This window comes from Lysobacter spongiicola DSM 21749 (assembly GCF_900167055.1).
GTDB lineage: Bacteria > Pseudomonadota > Gammaproteobacteria > Xanthomonadales > Xanthomonadaceae > Novilysobacter > Novilysobacter spongiicola.
The window spans coordinates 650,901-675,276 of record NZ_FUXP01000001.1; the positions used below are offsets into that span (position 1 = coordinate 650,901).

The 24,376-nt window shown below is 68.9% G+C and carries 25 protein-coding genes; 22 read left to right on the forward strand and 3 right to left on the reverse strand.

Annotation, left to right across the window (positions count from 1 at the left end):
* Positions 1-111 precede the first annotated feature (111 nt).
* The 22 genes from B5D37_RS03055 (at position 112) to rnt (ending at position 22,333) form a co-directional block, all read left to right on the forward strand.
* On the forward strand, positions 112-2,820 hold the full coding sequence (locus B5D37_RS03055) for a TonB-dependent receptor domain-containing protein (RefSeq protein WP_078757197.1): 2,709 nt from the start codon (positions 112-114) through the stop codon (positions 2,818-2,820).
* A 179-nt stretch (positions 2,821-2,999) separates the two neighbouring features.
* Positions 3,000-3,755: a type II secretion system protein N gene (locus B5D37_RS03060; protein ID WP_078757198.1), complete on the forward strand. Its 756-nt coding sequence runs from the start codon at positions 3,000-3,002 to the stop codon at positions 3,753-3,755.
* 32 nt (positions 3,756-3,787) lie between these two features.
* A complete protein-coding gene (gene gspD / locus B5D37_RS03065; protein WP_159447336.1) occupies positions 3,788-5,776 on the forward strand; it encodes a type II secretion system secretin GspD in 1,989 nt (662 codons plus the stop codon).
* Complete coding sequence (gene gspE / locus B5D37_RS03070; RefSeq protein ID WP_078757200.1) at positions 5,773-7,308, forward strand: type II secretion system ATPase GspE; 1,536 nt, start codon at positions 5,773-5,775, stop codon at positions 7,306-7,308. The genes gspD and gspE overlap by 4 nt, the downstream gene beginning before the upstream one ends.
* Positions 7,295-8,503, forward strand: coding sequence for a type II secretion system inner membrane protein GspF (gspF, locus tag B5D37_RS03075; RefSeq protein WP_078757201.1), 1,209 nt, complete (start codon positions 7,295-7,297; stop codon positions 8,501-8,503). The genes gspE and gspF overlap by 14 nt, the downstream gene beginning before the upstream one ends.
* 10 nt (positions 8,504-8,513) lie before the next feature.
* A complete protein-coding gene (gene gspG, locus B5D37_RS03080; protein WP_078757202.1) occupies positions 8,514-8,960 on the forward strand; it encodes a type II secretion system major pseudopilin GspG in 447 nt (148 codons plus the stop codon).
* Between the two features lie 9 nt (positions 8,961-8,969).
* A complete protein-coding gene (locus B5D37_RS03085) occupies positions 8,970-9,446 on the forward strand; it encodes a GspH/FimT family pseudopilin (protein WP_078757203.1) in 477 nt (158 codons plus the stop codon).
* A complete protein-coding gene (gene gspI, locus B5D37_RS03090; RefSeq protein ID WP_078757204.1) occupies positions 9,433-9,825 on the forward strand; it encodes a type II secretion system minor pseudopilin GspI in 393 nt (130 codons plus the stop codon). The genes B5D37_RS03085 and gspI overlap by 14 nt, the downstream gene beginning before the upstream one ends.
* Positions 9,822-10,433 carry a type II secretion system minor pseudopilin GspJ gene (gene gspJ, locus B5D37_RS03095; protein WP_078757205.1) on the forward strand — a complete coding sequence of 204 codons (612 nt, stop codon included), beginning with the start codon at positions 9,822-9,824 and terminating at the stop codon, positions 10,431-10,433. Before gspI ends, gspJ begins: the two co-directional genes overlap by 4 nt.
* Positions 10,403-11,419, forward strand: coding sequence for a type II secretion system minor pseudopilin GspK (gene gspK / locus B5D37_RS03100; protein ID WP_078757206.1), 1,017 nt, complete (start codon positions 10,403-10,405; stop codon positions 11,417-11,419). Before gspJ ends, gspK begins: the two co-directional genes overlap by 31 nt.
* The gene (gene gspL / locus B5D37_RS03105) at positions 11,416-12,528 is read left to right on the forward strand and encodes a type II secretion system protein GspL (RefSeq protein ID WP_078757207.1); all 1,113 of its coding nucleotides are present in this window, start codon (positions 11,416-11,418) and stop codon (positions 12,526-12,528) included. Before gspK ends, gspL begins: the two co-directional genes overlap by 4 nt.
* Positions 12,525-13,040 carry a type II secretion system protein GspM gene (gene gspM, locus B5D37_RS03110; protein WP_078757208.1) on the forward strand — a complete coding sequence of 172 codons (516 nt, stop codon included), beginning with the start codon at positions 12,525-12,527 and terminating at the stop codon, positions 13,038-13,040. The genes gspL and gspM overlap by 4 nt, the downstream gene beginning before the upstream one ends.
* A gap of 105 nt (positions 13,041-13,145) precedes the next feature.
* Positions 13,146-14,285, forward strand: a complete 1,140-nt coding sequence (locus B5D37_RS03115; RefSeq protein ID WP_078757209.1) for an OprO/OprP family phosphate-selective porin — start codon at positions 13,146-13,148, stop codon at positions 14,283-14,285.
* Positions 14,286-14,517: 232 nt separating this feature from the next.
* On the forward strand, positions 14,518-15,633 hold the full coding sequence (gene pstS / locus B5D37_RS03120; RefSeq protein ID WP_078757210.1) for a phosphate ABC transporter substrate-binding protein PstS: 1,116 nt from the start codon (positions 14,518-14,520) through the stop codon (positions 15,631-15,633).
* A gap of 73 nt (positions 15,634-15,706) precedes the next feature.
* Entirely contained in the window at positions 15,707-16,666 is a 960-nt protein-coding gene (pstC, locus tag B5D37_RS03125) for a phosphate ABC transporter permease subunit PstC (protein ID WP_078757464.1), read from the forward strand.
* Positions 16,666-17,553: a phosphate ABC transporter permease PstA gene (gene pstA / locus B5D37_RS03130; protein ID WP_078757211.1), complete on the forward strand. Its 888-nt coding sequence runs from the start codon at positions 16,666-16,668 to the stop codon at positions 17,551-17,553. The genes pstC and pstA overlap by 1 nt, the downstream gene beginning before the upstream one ends.
* A gap of 58 nt (positions 17,554-17,611) precedes the next feature.
* Positions 17,612-18,415 carry a phosphate ABC transporter ATP-binding protein PstB gene (pstB, locus tag B5D37_RS03135; protein ID WP_078757212.1) on the forward strand — a complete coding sequence of 268 codons (804 nt, stop codon included), beginning with the start codon at positions 17,612-17,614 and terminating at the stop codon, positions 18,413-18,415.
* Between the two features lie 10 nt (positions 18,416-18,425).
* Positions 18,426-19,133 carry a phosphate signaling complex protein PhoU gene (gene phoU, locus B5D37_RS03140; protein ID WP_078757213.1) on the forward strand — a complete coding sequence of 236 codons (708 nt, stop codon included), beginning with the start codon at positions 18,426-18,428 and terminating at the stop codon, positions 19,131-19,133.
* Between the two features lie 243 nt (positions 19,134-19,376).
* The gene (locus B5D37_RS03145) at positions 19,377-19,781 is read left to right on the forward strand and encodes an HvfA family oxazolone/thioamide-modified RiPP metallophore (RefSeq protein WP_078757214.1); all 405 of its coding nucleotides are present in this window, start codon (positions 19,377-19,379) and stop codon (positions 19,779-19,781) included.
* A gap of 26 nt (positions 19,782-19,807) precedes the next feature.
* Positions 19,808-20,665: an HvfB family MNIO-type RiPP peptide maturase gene (locus B5D37_RS03150; protein WP_078757215.1), complete on the forward strand. Its 858-nt coding sequence runs from the start codon at positions 19,808-19,810 to the stop codon at positions 20,663-20,665.
* Entirely contained in the window at positions 20,634-21,473 is an 840-nt protein-coding gene (locus B5D37_RS03155; RefSeq protein WP_078757216.1) for an HvfC family RiPP maturation protein, read from the forward strand. Before B5D37_RS03150 ends, B5D37_RS03155 begins: the two co-directional genes overlap by 32 nt.
* 185 nt (positions 21,474-21,658) lie before the next feature.
* Positions 21,659-22,333: a ribonuclease T gene (rnt, locus tag B5D37_RS03160; RefSeq protein ID WP_078757217.1), complete on the forward strand. Its 675-nt coding sequence runs from the start codon at positions 21,659-21,661 to the stop codon at positions 22,331-22,333.
* Between the two features lie 10 nt (positions 22,334-22,343).
* Here rnt and B5D37_RS03165 read toward each other — a convergent pair whose 3' ends face one another.
* From B5D37_RS03165 to rlmB, 3 genes are read right to left on the reverse strand one after another with little or no spacing between them, the layout of a single operon-like run.
* A complete protein-coding gene (locus tag B5D37_RS03165) occupies positions 22,344-23,165 on the reverse strand; it encodes an OBAP family protein (RefSeq protein WP_078757465.1) in 822 nt (273 codons plus the stop codon).
* A gap of 48 nt (positions 23,166-23,213) precedes the next feature.
* Positions 23,214-23,483 (reverse strand): CBU_0592 family membrane protein, encoded by a 270-nt coding sequence (locus B5D37_RS03170; RefSeq protein WP_234987681.1) that lies wholly within the window; start codon positions 23,481-23,483, stop codon positions 23,214-23,216.
* Positions 23,480-24,235: a 23S rRNA (guanosine(2251)-2'-O)-methyltransferase RlmB gene (gene rlmB, locus B5D37_RS03175; protein WP_078757218.1), complete on the reverse strand. Its 756-nt coding sequence runs from the start codon at positions 24,233-24,235 to the stop codon at positions 23,480-23,482. The genes B5D37_RS03170 and rlmB overlap by 4 nt, the downstream gene beginning before the upstream one ends.
* Between the last annotated feature and the right edge of the window lie 141 nt (positions 24,236-24,376).

A 24,376-nucleotide genomic window follows, 5' to 3' on the forward strand; every position in this document is an offset into this window, starting at 1 on the left:
CCACGCCACGGGACACGGGCTGGACCTCCAGACCGTCTCCCCATCGATGCCGCGGCCTGGCCGCGGCATCGATCTTTCCGACGCACCGAACCCACTGAAAGGCTGCCACTCATGAAGCTCACCCCTGCCCGCACGGGCCTGTTCCTGGCCATCTCGGCCCTGCTCTCGCCCGGCGTTGCGCTGGGCCAGGCCGGCACGGCCGCTCCGCAATCGCAGTCCACCCCTGCCCAGACCGGCGCCGTCCAGGCCGCCACGGCCGCTGCCGCGCCCATGCAGGCCACCGACCTCGACTCGGTCAAGGTGCAGGGCGAATACATTCCCGAGCCCATGCTGCTCAGCTCGGCGGTGATGTCGCACGTCTCCAAGGAAGACCTCGACCGCCAGGGCGACAGCACCGCGGCCGACGCCCTGACCCGGGTCGCCGGCATCAGCCTCAACCACGGCCGCTACGTCTACGTGCGCGGCCTCAACGAGCGCTACTCCTCTGCCCTGCTCAACAACTCGCCCCTGCCCAGCCCGGAGCCGCTCAAGCGCGTGGTACCGCTGGACCTTTTCCCGACCAACGTGCTGGAGACCATCGAGGTCCGCAAGACCTACTCGGCGACCATGCCCGGCGAGTTCGGCGGCGGCACCATCAACCTGTCCAGTGCAGTGGTGCCCGAAGAAGCGTTCCTCGACATCAAGCTCGGCACCGGTGGCAACAGCGAGACCACCTTCCAGGCCGGCCTGACCCATTACGGCGGCGGCGATTCGGACTTCTTCGGCTATGACGACGGCACCCGCAAGGTCACCGCCGAGCTGAAGCAGGCGCTGGCCACGGGCAACCGCATCACCCCTGGCCGCGACTTCAGCAGCGACGAAGTCAAGAAGATCGCGCGCAGCTTCACCAACGCGCCGCTCAACCTGCTGCAGGCCACCGACAGCGTCGACCCGGACTTCAATGCCGAGATCAGCATGGGCAACGCCTTTGATGTCGGCAGCGGCGCGCGCCTCGGGCTGGTCGCCACCGCGGCGATGAAGAACAGCTGGCGCACGCAGATCGGCGTGCAGCAGGACGGCGCGGTCGAGGACGGCACGATGACCGTCCAGAGCGACTACGACTTCATGTCGACGACCAACAACGCCACCGTCAACGGCCTGTTCGGCGCCGCGGTGGACTGGGACGGCCACCGCGTCGGCCTGATGACCATGTACGTGCACGATACCGACAAGGAAACCCGCAGCAGCGAGGGTTACAGCCTGCTGACCGGAGACAACGTGCGCGACGACACCACCCACTGGTTCGAGCGGGAAATGATCAACACCCAGCTGACCGGCCAGCACGCCTTCGGCGAGTACCGCGACCTGGAGATCGACTGGCGCGCCAGCCATTCCCGCGCAAGCCGCGATGCGCCCTACGAGAAGGGGTTCCGGTACCGCGAGGACGCGGAAGGCTTCTGGCAGCACGATGCCTCCCAGGCCCAGAACTACACCCGCTTCAGCGAGGTCAACGAGCGCGTCGACAATGCCGGCGTGGATGTGTCGTGGCGGCTGCCGGTCGAGCTCGACGTCACCATGAAGTTCGGTGGCGCGTGGTCGGACACCGAACGCGACGCGGTGTCGCGCGAATTCCGCCTGCTGTCGCTGGGCAACCTGCCCTTCTACGAGCGCTACCAGCGCCCGGACTACCTGCTGTCGGACTACAACATCAGCCAGGGCTACCTGACCCTGCGCGAGACCACCGGCGGCACCGGTGCGGCAGCGTACGACGCTTCACTTGAAACGCAGGCGGCGTACGTGGAGGCCGAGTCCCAGCTGACCGGCACCGTTCGCGCCACCCTCGGCGTGCGCTACGAAGACGCCACCCAGGAGGTCCGGCCGATCGACCTGTTCGGCGAAGGCCAGCCGCTGCCGACGGCGGCCCCGCTGGAGAACGACTACTTCCTGCCCGCCCTCTCGCTGACCTGGAACTTCGCCGATAACCAGCAGCTGCGTTTCGGTGCTTCGCAGACCATTGCGCGGCCGCAGTTCCGCGAGCTGGCGCCACAGCAGTACCTGGACACCGACAGCGACCGGCTGGTGATCGGCAACCCGTTCCTGGTCGACAGCGAGCTGCTCAACCTGGATGTGCGCTACGAGTGGTACTTCGATGCGGGCGAGTACTTCAGTGCCGGCCTGTTCTACAAGGACATCGACAAGCCGGTGGAGATGGTGCTCAACGGTCGCTCCGGTTCCAGCTGGCAGCAGAGCTTCATCAACGCGCCCGCAGCAGTGGTGCATGGACTGGAGCTGGACTTCCGCAAGTACTTCGGCAGCCCCTTCGCCTGGACGGGTGACAGCCGCCTGTTCGTGGGTGCGAACTACACCTGGTCCGATTCGGAGGTCCAGGTCGAGGAAGGCGACGTCGCCTACACCTTGGCCGGCAATGGCCGGCCGCAGGCCGCATCGGAGCTGGTGCTCGACGGCAGCCGCCTGCAGGGCCAGTCCGAGCACCTCGCCAACCTGCAGCTCGGCATCGAGAACCCGGCCACCCGCAGCCAGGCCACGCTGCTGGTGGGCTATGCCAGCGAACGCATCAACGCGCGTGGCATCAACGGCTATACGCCGGATGGCATCGTCGTGGTGCAGCCCGATTACATGCAGGACCCGGGAACCACGGTCGACCTGGTGCTGAAGAAGGGGCTCCGCCTGTGGGACACGGACGTGACGCTCGGCTTCGAAGCCCGAAACCTGCTGGGCGAGGAGTACAGCGAGTACCAGGCGTTCGGCGGTGGCCGTGCCGACGTCATGCGCTACGACCTCGGAACCAGCTACTCGTTCGAGATCAGCGCCTCGTTCTGACGACCGGGAGGGTTTGTCCGGGGCTTGGGGAAGTGCCCGGATGCCGCGGCCCGGCAGGGAAACCTGCCGGGCCGTTTTGATTGTTGCAGTCGGCGGTCAGCTGAAATCAAACGGTCACGAAACCGTCTCATCCTGTGACCCACGCCTGAAACGTCAGTGCCCCGGCCATTGCAGGATCCATGCCCATCCCGAATCCGCACGCCTTCGCCCGCACCACGGAATGGCGCACATGGCTGCCCGCCGCTGTTGCGGTCGTGATAGTTGCGTTGCTGGCACTCCAGGTAGGCAGGCTCGCATGGATTCTCCTGGTGCCGGCCGCCCCGGCCCGGGTCGACACCGGCGTGACCACGGCCGCGACCACCCCGCCCCCCTCGCTGCCCACCGCCGATGTGTTCTTCCGCAACTCGATGGCGACGGGCGGAGGCCGCAATGAAGCGGCCGGCTACCGGCTCTACGGTGTCCGCCGCGGCGCCACTGGCGACTCCGCGATCCTCGGCAGGGACGGCACCCAGTCCTCGACCAGGGCCGGAGGCGAAGTCGCACCGGGCGTGGTGCTGGAATCGGTGGCTGCCGACCATGTGGTGCTGGTGGCAAGCGGAACCCGGCACCGGCTCGACCTTCCGGACCGTTCCGCCACCACGCCCGCCCCCGCCAAGGCGACCGTCCCCGCCGCCGTGCCGGCCCCGCCGTCTCCGGCGACACCCGCCGCCACGACCGCGCAGGGCGGCTACACCATCAAGCCGCGCGACGACAGCCCGCTCCTGCGATACGCCGGTCTGGCACCGGGCGACGTGCTGTTGTCCATCGACGGCGAGCCGATCGAGGCGGGAACGCTGGCCGACCTGCGCAAGCAGGTCGCAGGCCGGCCACAGGTCCGGCTCCAGTACCGGCGCGACGGCGAAACCCGCACCACCACCCTGAAGGCGCCGCAATGATCCGTCGCACCACCACCCTGCTGCTCGTGGTCATGCTGGCCTTGCAGCCCATGCACGAAGCACTCGCCCAGGCGACCGGCGCCGCCAGCACGCCGCCACAGGCATTCAACGTGCGCGATGCCGACCTGCGCGCCTTCATCGAGGATGTCGCCCGCGCCACCGGCACCACCTTCATCGTCGATCCGCGGGTACAGGGCACGGTCAACTATTCCAACGATGCGCCGCTGAGCGAGTCGGACCTGATCGGGGTCCTGCTGACGATCCTGCGGGCGAACGGCCTGGTCGCCGTTCCCGCGGGCCCGGCGACGTATCGCGTGGTACCCGACGACACCGCGGCGCAGCAGGCACGGACCGCAGGCGGCGACGCACTCGGGTTCGCCACCGAAGTGATCCCGCTGCGCCAGGTCGATGCGCGCATCGCGGCCGAAACGGTAAAGCCCCTGGTGGGGCGCGGCGGCGTCGTGATCGCGACCCCCCAGGGCAACAGCCTGCTGGTGGCGGACTACGCCGACAACCTGCGCCGCATCCGCGGACTCATCGCCTCGATCGACTCCGACCGCGCCACCATCGATACCGTCACGCTGCGCAACAGCTCGGCCAGCGAGATCGCCGCCACGGTCAACGGATTGTTCGGCACCGGTGGCGAAGGCGGCAACGCCGCGCTGTCGGTCCTGCCCGTGGCCAGTAGCAACTCGATCGTGGTGCGCGGCGACCCGACGCTGATCCAGCGCGTGGTGCAGATGATCCTGGAGCTGGACCGCCGTGCCGAGAGCACCGGCGACGTCCACGTGATGATGCTTCAGCACGCCAGCGCCGAGCAGCTGCTGCCGGTGTTGCAGCAACTGGTGGGACAACCTTCCGACGGCGGGGCGGGGACGACGGCTGGCGCAACTGCGGTGCCGGTCGACGGACAGGCGCAGGTCATTGCCGCCACCCCCGGCAAACGCCCCACGATTGTCCGCGCACCGGGGCAGAACGCGCTGATCATCAATGCCGACCCGGAAACCCAGCGCACGCTGGTGGACGTGATCAAGCAACTCGACGTCAGGCGCCAGCAGGTGCTGGTGGAGGCGATCGTGGTCGAGATCTCCGATGACGCCGCCCGGGAGCTGGGCGTGCAGATCGCCGCCGCAAATCGCGATGGGGTGCCGTTCGGGACCACGCAGTTCCGTCGCGAAGGTGTCCCGGGAATCACGGAGCTTGCCGCCGGCGCACTGCTGGACGAGGACAGCGAACTGGCGGAAACCGCGCGCCGTGCGGCCCTGCAATCGCTGCTGGGGCTGACCGGTGGCCTGGCCGGCATCGCCGGCAGCGCGGGCGATACCCTGTTCGGGCTGGTGATCAATGCCGCCAAAAGCGACACCGGCTCCAACCTGCTGTCGACGCCGTCGATCATGACCCTCGACAACGAGCCGGCCCGCATTCTTGTCGGCCAGGAGGTGCCGGTGACCTCCGGCGAGGTGCTCGGCGACAACAATGCCAATCCGTTCCGCACCGTCGAGCGGCAGGACGTGGGCATCCAGCTCGAGGTCACCCCGCAGATCAACGCTGGCGGCGGCATCACGCTGCAGCTGCGCCAGGAGGTGTCGTCGATCGCCGGGCCGGTGTCGGCCGATTCCGACGAGCTGGTGCTCAACAAGCGCGAAGTCGAAACACGCGTGCTGGTCGACAACGGCGCGATCGTCGTGCTCGGTGGTCTGCTCGACCAGGCCGATCGCAACTCGGTCGACAAGGTGCCGCTGCTGGGCGACATCCCGCTGCTGGGCAACCTGTTCCGCTCCAGCGCGCGCTCGCGGAAGAAGACCAACCTGATGGTATTCATCCGACCGACCATCGTGGGTGGACCGGCGGATGCCCAGCGCATCACCGCGCCGCGCTACGACTACATGCGCGATGCCCAGCTGCAGCTCGACGACGGCAAGCAGCGGGAAGCGGCGCTCGACGTACTGGTGCGCGACTACCTGCGCACGCAACCGCCGGTGGCGCCGGCGGCGCCGGGTGCAGGGAGCGGCACCCCGTGACCACCGACGCCACCCGCGGCGCGACCCGCCTCCCCTACGCCTTCGCCAAGCAGCACGGTGTGCTGCTGCTTGCCGGCACCGGCGACGATGCACGGGTGGGCCTGCGCGAGGGCGCCTCGGCGACCGCGTTGCTGGAAGTCCGGCGCGTGCTGGGCCGGCCCCTCCAGGTGCAGCCGCTGCCGAGGCAGGTATTCGACCGGACCCTGTCGGAGGTCTACGCGGACGCCGGGCTGGATGGCGCCGGCACCGTCGACGCGCTCGACGCCCATGGCAGCCTCGATTCGCTGGTCGAAGACCTGCCGGCGACAGCCGACCTGCTCGAAGCCCAGGACGACGCCCCGGTGATCCGGCTGATCAACGGCATCATCGCCGAGGGCGCGCGCGCCGGCGCGTCCGATATCCACATCGAGCCGTTCGAGTCGGCCCTGCGCGTGCGCCTGCGGGTCGACGGCGTCATGCGCGAGGCGGCCAGCCTGCCAAGCCGCATCGCACCGCTGCTGGTGTCGCGCGTGAAGGTCATGGCCCGGCTCGACATCGCCGAGAAGCGCGTCCCGCAGGACGGGCGCATCTCGGTCGCGATGGGCGCCAAGGCGCTGGACGTACGCGTCTCCACCCTGCCCGCGCGCGGCGGCGAGCGGGTGGTGCTGCGCATCCTGGACAAGGACCAGGGCACCCTGACGCTGGAGCAGCTGGGCATGCCGCCCGCGGTCAACGCGGCGTTCGGCAAGGCACTGCAGGTGCCCAACGGGATCGTGCTGGTGACCGGCCCCACCGGCTCGGGCAAGACCACCACCCTCTATGCCGGGCTGGCCTCGTTGAACGACGGCAGCCGCAACATCCTGACCGTCGAGGACCCGGTGGAATACGCCATCGACGGCGTCGGCCAGACCCAGGTCAACACCAAGGTCGGCATGACTTTCGCCGCCGGCCTGCGCGCGATCCTGCGACAGGACCCCGACGTGGTGATGGTCGGCGAGATCCGCGACCCGGAGACCGCGCAGATCGCGGTGCAGGCCAGCCTCACCGGCCACCTCGTGCTGTCCACGGTGCACACCAACAACGCGGTGGGCGCGATCACCCGGTTGCGCGACATGGGCATGGAACCCTTCCTCCTCGCCTCGACCGTGCGGCTGGTGCTGGCCCAACGGCTGGTGCGCCGGCTGTGTCCCCATTGCCGCGCATTGCGCGAACCCGATGCCCTCGGGCGGCAGGTGATGGGCGCCGGCTACGCCGGGCCGATGTACCGCGCGGTGGGATGTCCGCGCTGCAACCACATCGGCTACGCCGGCCGGCTGGGCATTTACGAGGCGGTGGTGATCGATGACACCCTTCGCCGCCTGATCGGCGAGAACGCCGACGAGGACGCCCTGGCCCGCGCCGCTTTCGCGCGCGCCGGCACGCTGGCCGCATCGGCGCGCGCCGCGGTGGCCGCCGGCGACACCACGCCCGAGGAAGCCCTGCGCGTGGCCCGCCAGGAGGACGCACCACCGGCACCCGCGCTGAAGGAGCACGAAGGCGATGCCCGCGTTTGACTATGCCGCCCTCGACACGCGCGGACAGACCCGCAGCGGAGTGATCGACGCCCCCAGCGCGCGCGACGCACGCGAGCGCTTGGCGCGGCGCGGGCTGGTGCCGGTAGGCATCGAGGCTGCAACGACCGGTGCCCACGCCGGCCGGCGATCGCTCCTGGACCGCTTCACCGCCAAGGACCTCGCTCTGGTGACCCGCCAGTTGTCGACGCTGACGGCGGCGATGACGCTGGAGGAAGCACTGCAGACAGTGGGCTCACAGGCCGACAAGCGCGCGGTGCGGCGGGTGCTGATGGCGACCCATGCCCGCGTCCTTGAAGGTTTCCGGCTCTCGGACGCGATGGCGCGGCAGGGGGCTGCCTTTCCGCCGCTGTACCGGGCCATGGTCGCCGCCGGCGAAGGCTCCGGAGCGCTGCCGGACATCCTGGAGCGGCTGGCCGACCTGCTCGAGCGTGAGCAGCAGGTACGTGGCAAGTTGATCACCGCGCTGGTGTACCCGGCTGCGCTCGCACTGACCGCAGTGGCCGTGGTCGTCGCGCTGATGGCGTTCGTGGTCCCGAAAGTGGTCGAGCAGTTCGACTCGATGGGTCGTGAACTGCCCCTGCTGACCCGGGTCGTGATCGGAATCTCCGACCTGATGGCCGCGACGGGCCTGCCGGTGCTGGTGCTGGCGGCGGTCGGCGCGGTGGCGTTCTCCCGACTGCTGCGGCGGCCGGCGTTCCGGCATCGCTTCGACGCGACCGTGCTGCAGTTGCCGCTGCTGGGCCGGCTGGTGCGGGACGTCCACGCCGCGCGCATGGCTCGCACGCTTTCGATCATGGTCGGCAGCGGACTGCCGATGATGGAGGGGCTGGTGATCACCGCGCGCACCGTGCACAACCGCGTGCTGCGCGAGGCCACCGACCGCATGGTCGCATCCATCCGCGAAGGCGGCAGCCTGTCGGGCGCGATGCGTCGCGCCACCGTGTTCCCGCCCACCCTGCTCTACATGACCACCAGCGGCGAGAACAGCGGCCGCCTCGGGCAGATGCTCGAGCGCGCGGCCGACTACCTCGAGCGCGAGTTCAACACCTTCACGTCGGTGGCGATGAGCCTGCTCGAGCCGCTGATCATCGTCGTGCTCGGCGGCGTGGTGGCGGTGATCGTGCTGGCCATCCTGCTGCCGATCCTCCAGTTCAACTCCCTCGTCCTTGGTTGAGGTAATCCCGATGTGCACCCGTGCCCCATTCCGCACGCCCCGCCGCGCCGCCGGTTTCACGCTGGTCGAGCTGATGGTGGTCATCGTCATCATCGGCCTGCTGGCGACGGTGGTGATGATCAACGTCATGCCCAGCCAGGACCGCGCGATGGTCGAAAAGGCCCGAGCCGACGTGTCGGTGCTCGAGCAGGCGGTCGAGACCTTCCGGCTGGAAAACCTGGTCTACCCGCGCACCGAACAGGGGCTGGATGCACTTGTCCAGGCGCCGGCCGGACTGGCCCGCCCGGAGCGCTACCGCAAGGGCGGCTACGTGCGCCGCCTGCCCGCCGACCCGTGGGGCAATCCCTACCAGTACCGGCAGCCGGGCCGTAACGGCGCCTTCGACATTTTCTCGCTCGGGGCCGACGGCGCCGAGGGTGGCGAAGGCGACAACGCCGACATCGGCAACTGGAACTGAGCCTGCGCGATGCGCCCGCAACGCCACCACCGATGCCTTGCCCGCCCGGCCGGCTTCACGCTGGTCGAACTGATGGTGGTGCTGGTGATCCTCGGCCTGGTCGGGGTGGCGGTGGTGCTGACCGCGCCGGGCGGCGGGCGGCAACTCGCGCTGGACGCCGATGGCTTTGCCGCGCACCTGGTCCGGGCGCAGGAAGAGGCGGTGCTGACCAACCGCGCCGTGCAGGTGAGCGTCGATGCCGACGGCTATGCGTTTGCGCGACAGGATCTCGGTGAATGGGTGCCGCTCCCTGAAGGTCCGTTCCAGCCTGTTGCCTGGGGCGACGGCACCGTACCGACCCTGCCGACCAGAGAGGCGCGCGTCAGCTTCCGCTTCGACCCGACCGGTGGAGGCCGCGCCGCGCGGATACAGCTCCGCGGGGACGATGGCGCGGTGGAAGTGTCGGTCGACGACGCAGGCGGGGTGGGCGTCGATGCCGCGCCCTGACGCGCCACTGCCGACGTGCCGCCCAAGCGGCGGTTTCTCGCTGATCGAGATGTTGGTCGCCGTGTCGGTGCTCGCGCTCACGGTGCTCGCACTGCTCAACCTCGCGGGCGAGAACACCCGTACGGCGGTGATCGTCGAAGAACAGGTGCTCGCAGGCGTGGTCGCGGACAACCGTGCCGCCGAAGCGCTGCTGGCGGCGCCTGCGGAACTCTCCGCCAGCGCGAGCGGTGAGGACACCGTCGGCGACCGCACCTGGCGGTGGAGCCGCAGGGTCGCGGCCACCGACATGCCTTCGATCATGCGCATCGACGTGACGGTGATGCCGCAGGGCGAGGAGCGCGTTGTCGCCGAAGCCACGCTGTTCCAGGCGGCGCCATGACGCGCCGTCGCCGCGCCGCAGGCTTCACCCTGGTCGAGATGCTGGTGGCGTTGCTGGTCTTCGTCCTGCTGTCGGCGGTGGGGGTCGGCGTGATGGCCTACGCGGTCGACAACCAGGGCGTGATCCAGTCGCGCATGGACCGCCTCGGCGAGTTCCAGCGCGCGCGTGCCCTGCTGCAGGCCGACCTGGCGCAGGCAGCCGTGCGGCGGGTCCGCGGGCGCGATGGCATGGCGGCCCGTGATGCGTTCGTCGGCAGCACCGGCGGAACCCCCTCCGGAGGGGCGCCCCTGCTGGCGCTGGTCCGGCGCGGCTTCGCCAACCCCGATGAAGAGCCGCGGGCATCGATGCAGTACGTCGAATACCGGTTGGTCGATGGACAGCTGGAACGCGCCGTCCGCGGTGCCCTCGACGGCGCCATGACCGGAACCCCGCAGGTGCTGCTGACCGGTATCCGGGCAGCTTCTGTCGACTACCACTACCGGGGCGCATGGAACCGGGGCTGGGCCGGCGGCTTGGAGGCCCTGCCCGACGCGGTGCGGTTGGAGATGGAGCTGGAAGGCCTCGGCCGGGTGGAGCAATGGTTGCTGCTGCCGGGGGCCGGCCCTTGAACCGGCACCGGCCGAACATCTCGCACCGGCAGGACGGAGTCGCACTGCTGACCGTGCTGTTGCTGGTGGCGGTGATGGCAGTGCTGGTGATGAGCGTGCTCGACGACATCCGGTTCGGCCTGCGTCGTGCATCCAATGCCCAGTCGATGGCGCAGGCGCGGTGGTATGCGATGGGCGCCGAAACGCTCGCAAGAACGAGGATCGAACAGCTCATGGCCTCCCCGGCCGCCACCGCGCCGGCAAGCGAGTGGAGCGGGCGACCGATGGTGTTTCCGATCGAGCACGGCCTGATCCAGGCGCAGCTGGCCGACGCCTCCACCTGCTTCAACCTCAACAGCGTGGCCGAAGGCGCCGGCGACCTCTGGCAGCGCCGGGAGCGTGGCGCCCGCGAGTTCGACACCCTGCTCAGGGAACTGGGCATTCCCGCCCACCGCTCGGCGGCACTGGTCGACGCGCTGGTCGACTGGATCGACAGCGACCAGTCCCCCGGCCCCGAGGGCGCGGAGGATGAAACCTACGCCCGGCACCGGGGTGGCTACCGCACCGCCGGCGCCTTGCTGGCCGAACCCAGCGAGCTGCGCTCCATCGAAGGTTTCGATGCGGAGCTGTATGCGCGCCTGCGTCCTTATGTCTGCACGCATCCAACTGCGGACCCGTCGCGGATCAACGTCAATGCCTTGCGGGAGGACCAGGCTGCCTTGCTGGTGATGCTGACAGACAGCGCGCTGGACGCGGCCTCCGCGCGGCGGCTGATCCGCGCCCGCCCACCGTCCGGCTGGAGCAGCGCCGACGCCTTCTGGGCGCAGCCGATGCTGGCCGGCCTTCCGCCGCGGGAAGGCACGGGCCGGATCGATGTACGGCCCCGCTTCTTCTCGCTCGACACCCGGATCGAGTACGCCGACGCGCAGTTCGTTTCCAGCGCGCTGCTGGAATACGCCGCAGGCCGGGTGCACCTCGTAGCCAGACGCTGGACCCTCTCCGAATGATCACCACCCTCCACCTGATCCTGCTCCCGGCCGACGAGACCGCGCCCGTGGTCCGGCTGCGCGCCGACGCCAGCGGCCGGCTGCTGGGCCGCGACGTCCTCGACCCCGGTTCCCCGGTTGCGCCACCGGGACCCGATATTCGGCAGGTACTGGCCGTGCCGGGCGCGCAGTGCCGGGTGCTGTGGCTCGACCTCCCCGCCCGCAATCCGCTGCAAGCCCAGGCCGCGGCACGGCTGCTCGCCGCGGACCACCTGGCCGCCGCGGCGGAATCGCAGCACATCGCGATCGCGCCTGGCGAGCCCGACACCAATGAGCGGCTGGTGGTCTGCGTCGAGCACGGCGCCATGCAGCAATGGCTGGCACGGGCCACCGCGATGGGCCTGGTGCCGGATGACGTGGTACCGGCGCCGTTACTGCTTCCGCTTCCAGACGATGCCGACACGCTGGCGGTCACCGAACGGGACGGCGAGTGGTGGGTCCGCGGCCACGGCGTCGCGCTCACCGCGGAGCCGGAGCTGGCCATGCATGTCATCGGCGAGCGCCAACGCCACCTGGTTCCGGACCCGGAGCCAGCGCTGGCTCGCATGGCGCTGGAGTCGCCCATCAATCTGTTGCAGCAGGAATATGCCCGCGCGCCCGCCCATCCGGGGGGATGGAACGGCTGGCGACGCGCGGCGGCCCTGGCGCTGGTGTTGGCGATCTCGCCACTGGTACTGCTGGCAGCGCACATCCTGCGCGATACCTGGGCCGCGTCGGATCTGGAGGAACAGGCGAAGGCCGAGGCGGCGCGGGCACTGCCGATGCTGGCGGCGGACGGCGACCCGCTTCCGGCCCTGCGCCAGGCGCTGGACGCAGCCCACCAGGGCGATGCATTCATCCGCTCCACCGGCGCCCTGCTGCATGCCGTGGCCCAACTGGACGATGCCGAACTCGAGGCCATGTCGTTCTCCGACGACCGACTGGTCGCCACGCTGGCACACCGCGACGCGGCCGACCTCGACCAGGTCCGGGAGCAGCTCTCCGGTGCGGGACTGACGTTCACCGGAACCGGCTCGCGCACCGTCAACGGGCGCCTCCACCACACCTTTGAACTGGGACCGGCGCCATGAGCAGCACCGACAGCGGCATCCGCCTCCGCGCCAGCGACTGGTGGCTTTCCCGGGAACCACGTGAACGGCTGATGCTGGTGGTGATGGGCATCGCAGTGGCGGCGTTCGTGCTGTGGCTCGGCCTGCTGCGCCCGTTGCAGGCCTGGGCGGAAGAAGCCCGCGCACGACACGACCGGGCGGCAGCCGGGCTGGCGTGGGTCCAGTCGGCGGTTCGGGAGCTCGAGGCAAGGGGAATCGGCCAACCCGCACCGCAGGCTGACCAGGCTGATAACGGGTTCAAGGACATCATCCTGGCTACCGCGGCGAGCGCCCGGGTGGAGGTCACCCGCCAACGCACCGATGAGGCCGGTGGGCTGTCCATCGGCATCGATGCCGTCGGCGCTCCCGAATTGTTCGCCTGGCTGGACCGGCTGTATGCCGACCACGGCATCGCCCCGGTCTCCATGCAGGTCGACAAGCGCAACGGCGCGCTGCGGGTCGAAGTCGCGTTCGCGGCGAGGGGGACATCCTGAAACACCGGTGACACATGGACGTCACGTACACGAGGGGCTGTCACATTACTGCAAGATTGCAGCCCTACCCTGCGTCCACTTCCCCCGTGGTGTCACCGGATCGTCATGAAAATTCAACCAAACCGTCTTGCAGCGGCCCTGCTGGTCGCCTTCGTCGCACCCGCTACACAGGCTGCGGTACCCGTCGGCACCTTCGGTGGCTCGGAGATCAGCTTTGAAGGCCTCGTCCAGGCCGACAGCAACTGGTACGACAGCGACCTGCTCGACCTGGACAGCGATCCCGGCGACGGCAGCGACCATGACCACGAGCTCCGCCGCGCGCAGCTGGTGCTGAAGGGCAAGGGTCCGGGCGACTTCGACTGGGTCGTCGGCTACGACGCCAAGAGCGACAAGTGGCTCGACGTCAACGTCGGATTCGGGTTCGACGGCGGGCACAGCCTCCAGGTGGGCCAGTTCAAGCAGCCCAACAGCATGGAGGAGCTGTCGTCGACCAAGAACAACGACTTCATCTCCAAGGCGATGACCACCAACACCTTCGCCGTCTCGCGTCGCCTCGGCGCCGCCTATGCGTATACGGCCGACGACTGGACGCTCACCGCCAGCAGCTTCGGGCGGGAACTGACCAGCGGCGGCGCCCACGGCAGCGGTTACGGCGTGCGTGGCACGTTCGCCCCCATCAACGACGGCGGCAACATCCTGCACTTCGGCCTTTCCTATGTCGACCATGACACCGATGCCGACACCCTGCGCCTGCGCACGCGGCCACAGGCCGACCTGGCCGGCGTCCGGCTGGTCGACACCGGCACCCTGCTCGACACCGACCGCATTGCCACCACCGGCATCGAGAGCTTCTGGGCCCGCGGGCCATTCAAGCTGCAGGGCGAGTACATGCTCGCGGACGTCAGCCGCCACGACAACGCCGACTACAGCGCCACGGGGGGCTACCTGAGCGCGATCTACAACGTCACCGGCGAGGGCTGGAGCTACAAAGGCGGCACGCCGGGCACGGCCAAGCCGGAAAACCCCGCCCGCGGCATGTGGCAGCTCGGGCTGCGCTACGACACCATCGACCTGGACGACGGCAGCGTCGAGGGCGGCCAGATGGACGCCCTGACCGCCGGCGTGAACTGGTACTGGCAAAAGAACTTCAAGCTCGCGGTCAACTACGTGCAGGTCGACAGCGAGCGGCAGGGCGCCAGTGACGATCCGGACATCGTGGAAGCGCGCTTGCAGTTCTTCTGGTAGCCCGCCAGCCGACATACGGCGGTAACGTCCCCGCGATTCAATGGCTGCAGGAGCCTTGCGGCTTCAACAACTCTCTCTCCTGATGACACCTGCAGGGCGCGACCAAGGTCGCGCCCATTTTTTTTGAGCGCCTGTAACAAAAGCCGCGCAAGTGTCATATCGCGGTAACAAAAACATCATTTCATGGTCGCACCCGCCGGCGTGAGCCGGCATCCACCGTCCGGAGTTCCAGATGAACACCAACCCGTCGGCCAGCATCCGCACCGCCGCCCTCTCCCTCGCCATCGCACTGGCCGTGGCGGCCTGCGGCGGCAACGACTCCACTCCGGCCGCCGATGGCGGCACCAGTGCGCCCGGCGGCAGCACCGCAGCGGGTGACCAGGTCGCCGCGCAGATCACCGGCGCCGGCTCCACCTTCTTCTATCCGCTGGTCTCGCGCTGGTCGGCCGACTACAACGCCGCCACCGGCGCCAAGGTGAACTACCAGTCCATCGGCTCCGGCGGAGGCATCGCCCAGATCAAGGCCGAAACGGTCGACTTCGGCGCATCCGATGCACCGCTGACCAGCGCCGAACTCGACGAAGCCGGCCTGCTGCAGTTCCCGGTGGTGATCGGCGGCGTGGTGCCGGTGGTGAACGTGCCCGGCATCGAGCCGGGGGAGCTGCGCCTGACCGGGCCGCTGCTGGCCGACATCTACATGGGCAAGGTCGCCACCTGGAACGACCCGGCGATTGCCGCGGTCAACCCGGGCCTCGAACTGCCGTCCGGCAAGATCAACCTGGTACAGCGCTCCGACGGCTCCGGCACCACCTTCAACTTCACCAACTACCTGGCCAAGGTCAGCCCGGAGTGGAACGACACGATCGGCGAAGGCAAGTCGGTCCAGTGGCCCGACGGCGTCGGCGGCAAGGGTAACGAAGGCGTGGCTTCCTACGTGCAGCAGATCGAAGGTTCGATCGGCTACGTGGAACTCGCGTACGCCCTGCAGAACCAGATGTCCTACGCGATGCTCGAGAACGCTGCCGGCAACTTCGTCGCCCCCAGCGCGGAAACCTTCCAGGCCGCGGCCGCGACCGCCGACTGGGCCGGTTCGGAGGACTTCAACCTGGTGATCACCAATGCGACCGGTGAGCAGGCATGGCCGATCGCCGCGACCGTGTTCGCGCTGATGTATGCCGAGCCCAAGGATCCGCAGCGCAGTGCCGCCACCCGCGAGTTCTTCACCTGGGCGCTGGAGAACGGACAGGAGCAGGCGTCGACGCTGGATTACGTGCCGCTGCCGCCGGAGCTGGTGGGCCAGGTCGAGAGCTACTGGGCCGCCGAGTTCAAGGGCGCGCCGCAACAGTAGGACCGGGCCGCAGCGCCCACCGGCCCGCATGGTGCCGGTGGGCGTGCGCTCGTCCACGGAGTCCACGCAACGCATGAACACCATCGTCCTGCCCGCCAGCACCCGTGACCAGAAGGACGCCCGGAACGACCGGGTGTTCCGCTACGCGCTGGTCGCCACCGTGGTCTTCGTCCTGGTGGCGCTGGCCGGCGCGGCACTGTCGATGCTCTGGGGCGGGCGCCACGCGCTCGAAGCCAGCGGGCTCGACTTCTTCTTCACCGCCGACTGGAATCCGGTCGAGAACCGCTACGGCGCGCTGGTCCCGATCTACGGCACTGTCGTGACCGCGATGATCGCGATGGTGATCGCGATACCGGTCAGCTTCGGCATCGCCTTCTTCCTGACCGAGGTCGCGCCGCGCTGGCTGCGCGGCCCCATCGGCACCGCGATCGAACTGCTCGCGGGCATTCCTTCCATCATCTACGGCATGTGGGGCCTGTTCGTGCTGGTGCCGGTGATGACCCGTTACGTGACGCCATGGGCGAACGAGCACCTTGGCACGCTGCCGGTCATCGGGCCGCTGTTCCAGGGTCCACCGATCGGCATCGGCATGCTCACCGCCGGCATCGTGCTGGCGATCATGGTCGTGCCCTTCATTTCATCTGTCATGCGCGAGGTGTTCCTGACCGTGCCGACCCGGCTCAAGGAATCGGCCTACGCGCTGGGCTCGACCCGTTGGGAGGTCAGTTGGGACATCGTGTTGCCCTACACCCGCTCGGCGGTGATCGGCGGCATCTTCCTTGGCCTCGGCCGTGCCCTGGGCGAGACCATGGCCGTCGCCTTCGTGATCGGCAACTCCACCCGCTTCACCGCTTCGCTGCTGGAGCCGGGCACCACCATCGCCGCGCTGATCGCCAATGACTTCGGCGAGGCGACCGAGACCTATCGTTCGGCATTGCTGCTGCTCGGCTTCGTGCTCTTCATCGTCACCTTCATCGTGCTCGCCATCGCGCGCCTGATGCTGGGCCACCTGTCGCGCCGGGAGGGCAACTGATGGCCACCTCCGCCGATACCCGCGCGCTGCGCACCGCCGACTCCCTGTACCGCCGGCGCCGGGTCACCAACGTGGTCGCCCTGGTGCTGTCGTGCCTGGCCGCCGTGCTCGGGCTGCTTTTCCTGGGCTGGATCCTGTGGACGCTGGTCGCCCGCGGGCTGGGTGGCATCGACTGGGCGCTGTTCTCGCAGAACACCCCGCCGCCGATGGCCGAGGGCGGTCTCAGGAACGCCTTCTTCGGCAGCGCCGTGATGTGCCTGATGGCGATCCTGATCGGCACGCCGCTGGGCATCGCCGCCGGCACCTGGCTGGCCGAATATGGTGCCGCCAGCCGCATCGGCACCGTGGTGCGCTTCGTCAACGACATTCTCCTGTCGGCGCCGTCGATCGTGCTCGGCCTGTTCGTCTACACGCTGCTGGTGATGCAGGCCGGCGGCAACTTCTCGGCGATCGCGGGCGCGGTCTCGCTGGCGTTCATCGTGCTGCCGGTGGTGTTGCGTACCACCGACGAGATGCTCCGCCTGGTGCCTTCGCAGATGCGAGAGGCCGCGCTCTCGCTGGGCGTGCCGCAGTGGAAGGTCATCGTGCAGGTGATGTATCGCTCGGCGATGCCCGGCATCGTCACGGGCATCCTGCTGGCGTTGGCGCGGATCAGCGGCGAGACCGCACCGCTGCTGTTCACCGCCTTCGGCAACCAGTACTGGAGCGCCGACATCACCGGGCCCATGGCGAGCGTACCCGTGGTGATGTACCAGTTCGCCGGCAGCCCGTACGAGTCCTGGCAGGACATCGCCTGGGCCGGCGCACTGGTGCTGACCGCGTTCGTCCTGCTCACCAGCCTCATCGCCCGCGCCATCATCTCGCGCAAACGGGTGGCCCATGACTGACGCCTATACCGCCTTCCCCGCGGATTCCACCCGCCCGACTCCTCCCTGGAACCCGGCCATGAACGACGCCCACACGCCCAAGACCGCCAGTGCGGAGACCGCCCCGGGTCCGGCCAAGCTCGCCGCCCGCCACCTGGACTTCTATTACGACAAGTACCGCGCGCTCAAGGGCATCAATCTGGAAATTCCCGAGAAGCAGGTCACCGCGCTGATCGGACCTTCGGGCTGCGGCAAGTCGACGCTGCTGCGCGTGTTCAACCGGATCTATGCGCTGTACCCGAAGATGCGCGCATCCGGCGAGGTGCTGCTGGACGGCGAGAACATCCTCGACCCGAAGTACCCGATGAACCGGCTGCGAAGCAAGGTCGGCATGGTCTTCCAGAAGCCGGTGCCGTTCCCGATGACGATCTTCGAGAACGTGGCCTACGGAATCCGCCACCACGAGAAGCTATCCAAGGCCGACATGGCCGACCGGGTCGAGCAGGCGCTGCGCCAGGGTGCGCTGTGGGACGAGGTCAAGGACAAGCTCGGGGCGAGCGCACTCGGCCTCTCGGGTGGCCAGCAGCAGCGGCTGTGCATCGCCCGCGCAGTGGCCCTGCGGCCGGACGTGCTGCTGCTGGACGAGCCGACCTCGGCGCTCGACCCCATCTCCACCAGCCGTATCGAACAGCTGGTCGCCGAACTCAAGAGCGACTACACCATCGCCATCGTGACCCACAACATGCAGCAGGCGGCGCGCGTGTCGGACTTCACCGCCTTCATGTACCTGGGCGACCTGGTCGAGCACGGCCCGACCAGCCGGATCTTCTCGGCACCGGAGAAGCAGCAGACCGAGGACTACATCACCGGCCGCTTCGGCTAGGAGCACCACCATGCACAACCAGCCCCACGACCACATCGTCAAGAGCTACGACGAGGAGCAGCGCCGCCTGCTCGACGAGACCCTGCGCATGGGCGAAATGGCCGCCTCGCAACTGGAAGCCGCGCTCGACGTGGTCCAGCGCCGCGACGACAACGCCGCCGCCCGCATCATCGAGAACGACGAAGCCATCGACACGCTTGAGCAGGAGATCAGCCACGACGTCATGAAGCTGGCCCTGCGCGGCCCGATGGCGCGCGATCTGCGCGAGATCCTGGCGGCCATCCGGATCGCCTCCGACATCGAGCGTATCGGTGACTACGCGGCCAACGTCGCCAAGCGCTCCACGGCGCTGAACCTGGCACCGCCGCTGCCGCAGATCAGCGGGTTGCAGTCGATCGGCAAGCTCGCGGTGCAACAGTTGCGCGACGTACTCGTGGCCTACCGCGACAACGACGTCGACGCGGCCAGGGCCGTCCGCGATCGGGACGCCGATCTGGACGCGGCCTACACCGCCCTGTTCCGGGAGCTGCTGACCTACATGATGGAGGATGCGCGGAGCATCACCCCGTGCACGCACCTGCTGTTCATGGCCAAGAACATCGAGCGCATCGGCGACCACGCCACCAACATCGCCGAGAACGTCTGGTTCCTGGTCCGCGGCAACGACGAGTTGCCCCCGCGGGAGAAGCGCGACGAAAGCAACACCGTCGCCCCGTAGGGAACCCCGCTCGCACGCCTTTGTAGGAGCGGCTTCAGCCGCGATCGGATATCACGCCGCCGGCCCGGGCTCCGGATCGCGGCTGAAGCCGCTCCTACAACAGCACGGAGTCGCGGCGGACAACTGCACGGAGTCGCGACGGGCAACGGCAGGGCCGCCCACCGGCCCATTAACGACGTCCGCCACCAACCGCGCTAGCATCGCCTCCACCCGCGGCCCCCGCCGCATCGATGGAGACACCCGATGTCCAGCAATCCGAACAAGACCGCCCTGATGGCCGCGAGCGTCGCGGGCTCCCTCCTGCTCGCCGGTTCCGCGTTTGCGGCCACGCCTCTGTCGCAGGGCTACATGCTGGGCGCCCAGGATGCCGCCGCCGATGCCGCCGCCACCGACAAGGCTGGCCACGAAGGCAAATGTGGCGAGGGCAAGTGCGGCGTCGAGCGCGTCGACACCGACGGCGATGGCCGTCTCTCCCCGGCGGAGTTCGCCGCAGCGCACGATGGTGACGGCAGCCGCTTCGGCAGCTACGACGCCGATGGCGACGGCTTTGTCAGCACCGCCGAGATGGACGCACGCCATGCCGCCAAGAAGGAAGCCAAGGGCGACATGGAAGGCAAGTGTGGCGAGGGCAAGTGCGGCTCCATGTAACCAGGCATCGCTGAGGACCAGCACCAATGCGAGCCGGGCATCACCTTGCCGACGACGCCGTGGGCCTCGGCCTGCGGCGCGGCCTTCTGGGCGAATTGCAGGGCGCCCCGCCCGGGCAGTTCGACTTCCTGGAAGCGGCGCCGGAGAACTGGATCGGTGTCGGCGGCGCACTCGGCGAGGCCTTCGCCGACCTCGCCAGCCGCTATCCGGTCACCTGCCATGGCCTCTCGCTGTCGCTGGGAGGCCCTGCTCCGCTCGACGAGGAATTCCTCGACCAGTTGCGCGGGTTCGTGGACCGCCTCCAGTGCCCGGTCTACAGCGAGCACCTCAGCGCCTGCAGCGACGAGCAGGGGCAGCTCTACGACCTGATGCCGCTGCCGTTCACCGATGCGGCGGTGGTCCATGTGTCCGACCGCATCCGGCACGTCCAGGACCGGCTGGGCCGCCGCATCGCGGTCGAGAACGTCTCCTACTACGCCACCCTGGAACCGCGCGGGATGACGGAGGCGGATTTCATCAATGCGGTGGTCGATCGCGCAGGCTGCGACCTGTTGCTGGACGTCAACAACATCGTGGTGAACGCCACCAACCACGACTACGACGCCTACGACTTCCTGCGGTCCATGCCGGGCGAGCGTATCGCCTGCATCCACGTGGCCGGCCATTTCGATGAGGCCGCCGACCTCAAGATCGACACCCACGGCGCGCCGGTGAGTGACCCGGTATGGGACCTGCTTGGCGAAGCCTACCGCCTGTTCGGCCCGCGCCCGACCCTGCTGGAGCGCGACTTCAACTTCCCGCCGTTCGACCAGCTGGTTGCGGAAGTCGGGACGATCCGAAGCCGACAGGGACATGCGCAAGGCGAGCAGCGCCGTGTGGCCTGAGGGCGGCGGGGCAGCCGAGGCGCCCGGCCTTCCGCCTGCCGACCCGCAAAGCGCCCTGGCCGCCCACATCCGGGATCCCGTCGGCAACCCCGCCCCGGCCGGTATCGAAGCGCGGCGCCTGGCGATCTACCGGGAGCTGTTCTTCAAGAACATCGAATCGATGCTCGCGGGCAATTTCCCGGTCATCCGGCGCATCCTGGCTGGCGATACCGCAGGCGACAAGTGGGCGGCGCTGGTCCGGGATTTCTATCGTGACCACCCTGCGCGCACGCCGCTGTTTCCCCGGATCGCGCGGGAATTCGTGGACTACCTGGAAGCACGGGTCGTCGCCGATGACCCGCCCTGGCTGGCCGAGCTGGCCCACTACGAGTGGATGGAGCTCGCGCTGCAGATCAGCGAAGTCCGCATCGCCGATCACGGCCACGAAGCGGATGGCGACCTTCTGCGTGGCGCACCGCTGCCGTCGCCGCTGGCCTGGCCGCTCGCGTACGCGTGGCCGGTCCACCGGCTCGGTCCGGATTTCCTGCCGGGCGCCGAGCCGACTGAGCCCACTTTCCTGCTGCTGCAGCGCGACGCCGCCGGCAAGGTGCACTTCCAGCAGCTGAGCGCGCTGACGTTCCGGCTGCTGCAGCGTCTGGAAGAAGCACCGACGCTGGACGGCGAAGCGCAGTTGCGGGCGCTTGCGGTCGAGGCCACTGCACCGGACGTGGATGCGTTCCTGGAGCAAGGCGCCCTGATGTTGCAGCGGTTGCGTGCGGACGGGGTGATCCTCGGCACCCGCGCTGCCGCGGATCCAGCTGTTCTGTAGGAGCGGCTTCAGCCGCGATTGATGTCGGGTGCGAGCGGACGACGATCCGATCGCGGCTGAAGCCGCTCCTACAAGTGCATGAGGTTCCGGGGTCGGGACTCACGTCGCTCCTACGGGACGGAGGCGGCGAGTACGGGACGGAGGCGACGAGGTTTCGACGGGGTGCGTCTGCTAGGCTTCCCGCGATGGATGCCCCCACGCCCCCTGCACCACAGTCAACGCCCGCTTCCACCCCCGTTTCGCCCCTGGCCACCCGTTTCCGCGGCTACCTGCCGGTGGTGGTCGACGTCGAGACCGGGGGGTTCGACTGGAACCGCCATGCCCTGCTCGAGATCGCGGTGCTGCCAATCGAGCTGGACGATGACGGGCTGCTGGTCCCCGGCGAGACGGCCAACGCCCATGTCGAACCGGCGGCGGGGCTGGACATCGATCCGAAATCGCTGGAGATCACCGGGATCAAGCTGGACCATCCGTTCCGCTTCGCCAAGAACGAGCGTGCGGCGCTGGACCATGTGTTCGCACCGGTACGGGCGGCCTGCAAGAAGCACGGCTGCCAGCGCGCGATCCTGGTCGGGCACAACGCGCACTTCGACCTGAACTTCCTCAACGCCGCCGTCGCCCGGGTCGGCCACAAGCGCAACCCGTTCCACCCCTTCAGCGTCTTCGATACGGTGACGCTCGCGGGTGTCGCCTATGGCCAAACGGTGCTGGCCCGGGCGGTGCAGGCGGCGGGGTTCGAGTGGAACGCCGCCGAGGCGCATTCGGCGGTCTATGACACCGAGCGGACCGCCGAACTGTTCTGCCGCATCGTCAACATGTGGCCGCGCGGCATCTCCGCCGCGGCGACCACGCCGGTCTGACGCGGCCCGCCTAGCCGCCGGGGGTTTCGAGCGGCTCGGCCCCGGGTTCCGGATCAACCGGTGGAGCGGCCGCCTTGTCCACGACGCCTCCGATCGGCGACGTCTCACGCGGGAAGGCACCCTTCAAGGCATCCACGCCTTCCTGCGGTTCTGCCAGGTCGCGCAGGATCTGCCGCTCCCGCCGGCGCTCCATGGTCGAGATGTCCATCGCCTCGTCGCGCGCCTCCACGAGGCCGGGTTTCGCTTCGCCGTCCCGGTTGAACGACCATGCGAGCCGGGCCGGCCCGACCGGCAGGCTGTCGGGTTCCACCTGGTGTCCGCCGGTTGACCAGGTATGCCAGGTCTTGCCGTAGCTGTTCATCTTCTTGCGCATCAGCGCTTCCTCGGCCGCACGCGGGATGTTGGGCGCCACCAGCTGGCCGGACAGGATCTCGCCGTTGTGCGGGTGCCAGTACGCGCGCTCCTCGACCGGCAACTGCTCGAACACCCGGGCGGAGATGATGTACTCGATGCCGTTGAGGTTGGCGTCCTCGGAGTTGCCGTCGAACAGGGCGCACTGGGCGAAGTCCTCGTTGACCTGCCGGCAGAAGTGGTGCGCCTCCATCTGGTGCTCCGGGTCCTCTTTCATCGGATGGAAGCCGACGAGGTAGACATCCATCTTCCCGAGCGGGCCGTTGCCCTGCAGCGCGGCGGCCCCGGCCTCCAGGAGGTTGGTGGTGCCAGTTTCGTCGGCCCCTGCCGGATCCACGTTGGGCCCGACTTCGTCGCCACCGGTACAGGCCACCAGCAAGCCCGCTGCAAGGGCGGGCGCCATCAGGTAACGATTCTGCATCTGCTCGTCCTCCGACATGGGCCGGAGTCGAGCGTAGGACCGCGCGTGTTAGGACGGTGGCAAGCGCGGTTGCCGGCGTGCCCGGATCGAGCGGACGATCCCGTAGCCGCTGATGGCCACCCACGCAAGCTCGAGCAGGAAGACCGAAACGTTGAACTGCCCCAGCAGGGAAACCAGCACGCCACCGGCACCGAACAGGTTCAGCAACTGGTACGGCAGGCTGTCGCCCCTCTGGCGCCCGGCCTGCAGCAGGAAGAACGCAGCCAGGATCATGATGGTGCCGGCGATGCCGACCCAGTCGTACCAGGCAAGGTTCACGACGCCCTCTGCCGGACGGCTTCGAACAGCGTGACGCCGGCGGCGACGGAGACGTTGAGGCTCTCCACCGCGCTGCCCTCGCCACCCGGCATGGGAATGCGAACCAGCTGGTCGCAGTTCTCACGGGTCAAGCGGCGCAGCCCATCGCCCTCGCCGCCCAGGACCAGGCCCACGTTGCCGGTCAGGTCCAGCGCATACAGGGAGGCGTCGACGTCGCCTGCCAGTCCATACAGCCACACGCCCATCTGCTGCAGGTCGCGCATGGTGCGCGACAGGTTGGTCACCGGCACCACCGGCACGCTGTCGGCGGCACCGGCGGAGGTCTTGCGGACGGTCGCGTTGACCTGCACCGACTTGTCCTTCGGGATCACCACCGCGGTGGCGCCGGCGGCGGCGGCGCTGCGCAGGCAGGCGCCAAGGTTGTGGGGGTCCTGCACGCCGTCCAGCAGCAATACGAGGGCGCGCCCGTCGGCCGCCTCCACCAGTTCCTTCAGCTCGGCCTCGTCCCAGGCCTTGGCCGCGGCATAACGCGCGACGACGCCCTGGTGGCGCAGGTTGCCCACCACACCGGCCAGCGCCTGCTGGTTCACCCGGCGCACGTCGATGTCCATGCGACGCGCCTGGCTCTCGATCTCGGCCAGCCGCGGGTTCTTGGCACCCGCCTCCAGCAGGACCTCGCGGACGTTCTGGGGGTCATGCTCGATCGCGGCGGTGACGGCATTGATGCCGGCGATCCATTGTTTCTGGCTCATGGGACGTGGGCGCGAAGAAGGGCCGCCCATTGTAGGCCCCAGCCCCCGGACCCGCTGTCTGGTCCCGGCCTACGGATCCGCCGCCCCATGGCCGTTTGTAGGAGCGGCTTCAGCCGCGATCGGGAATTGGCGCTGGCCACC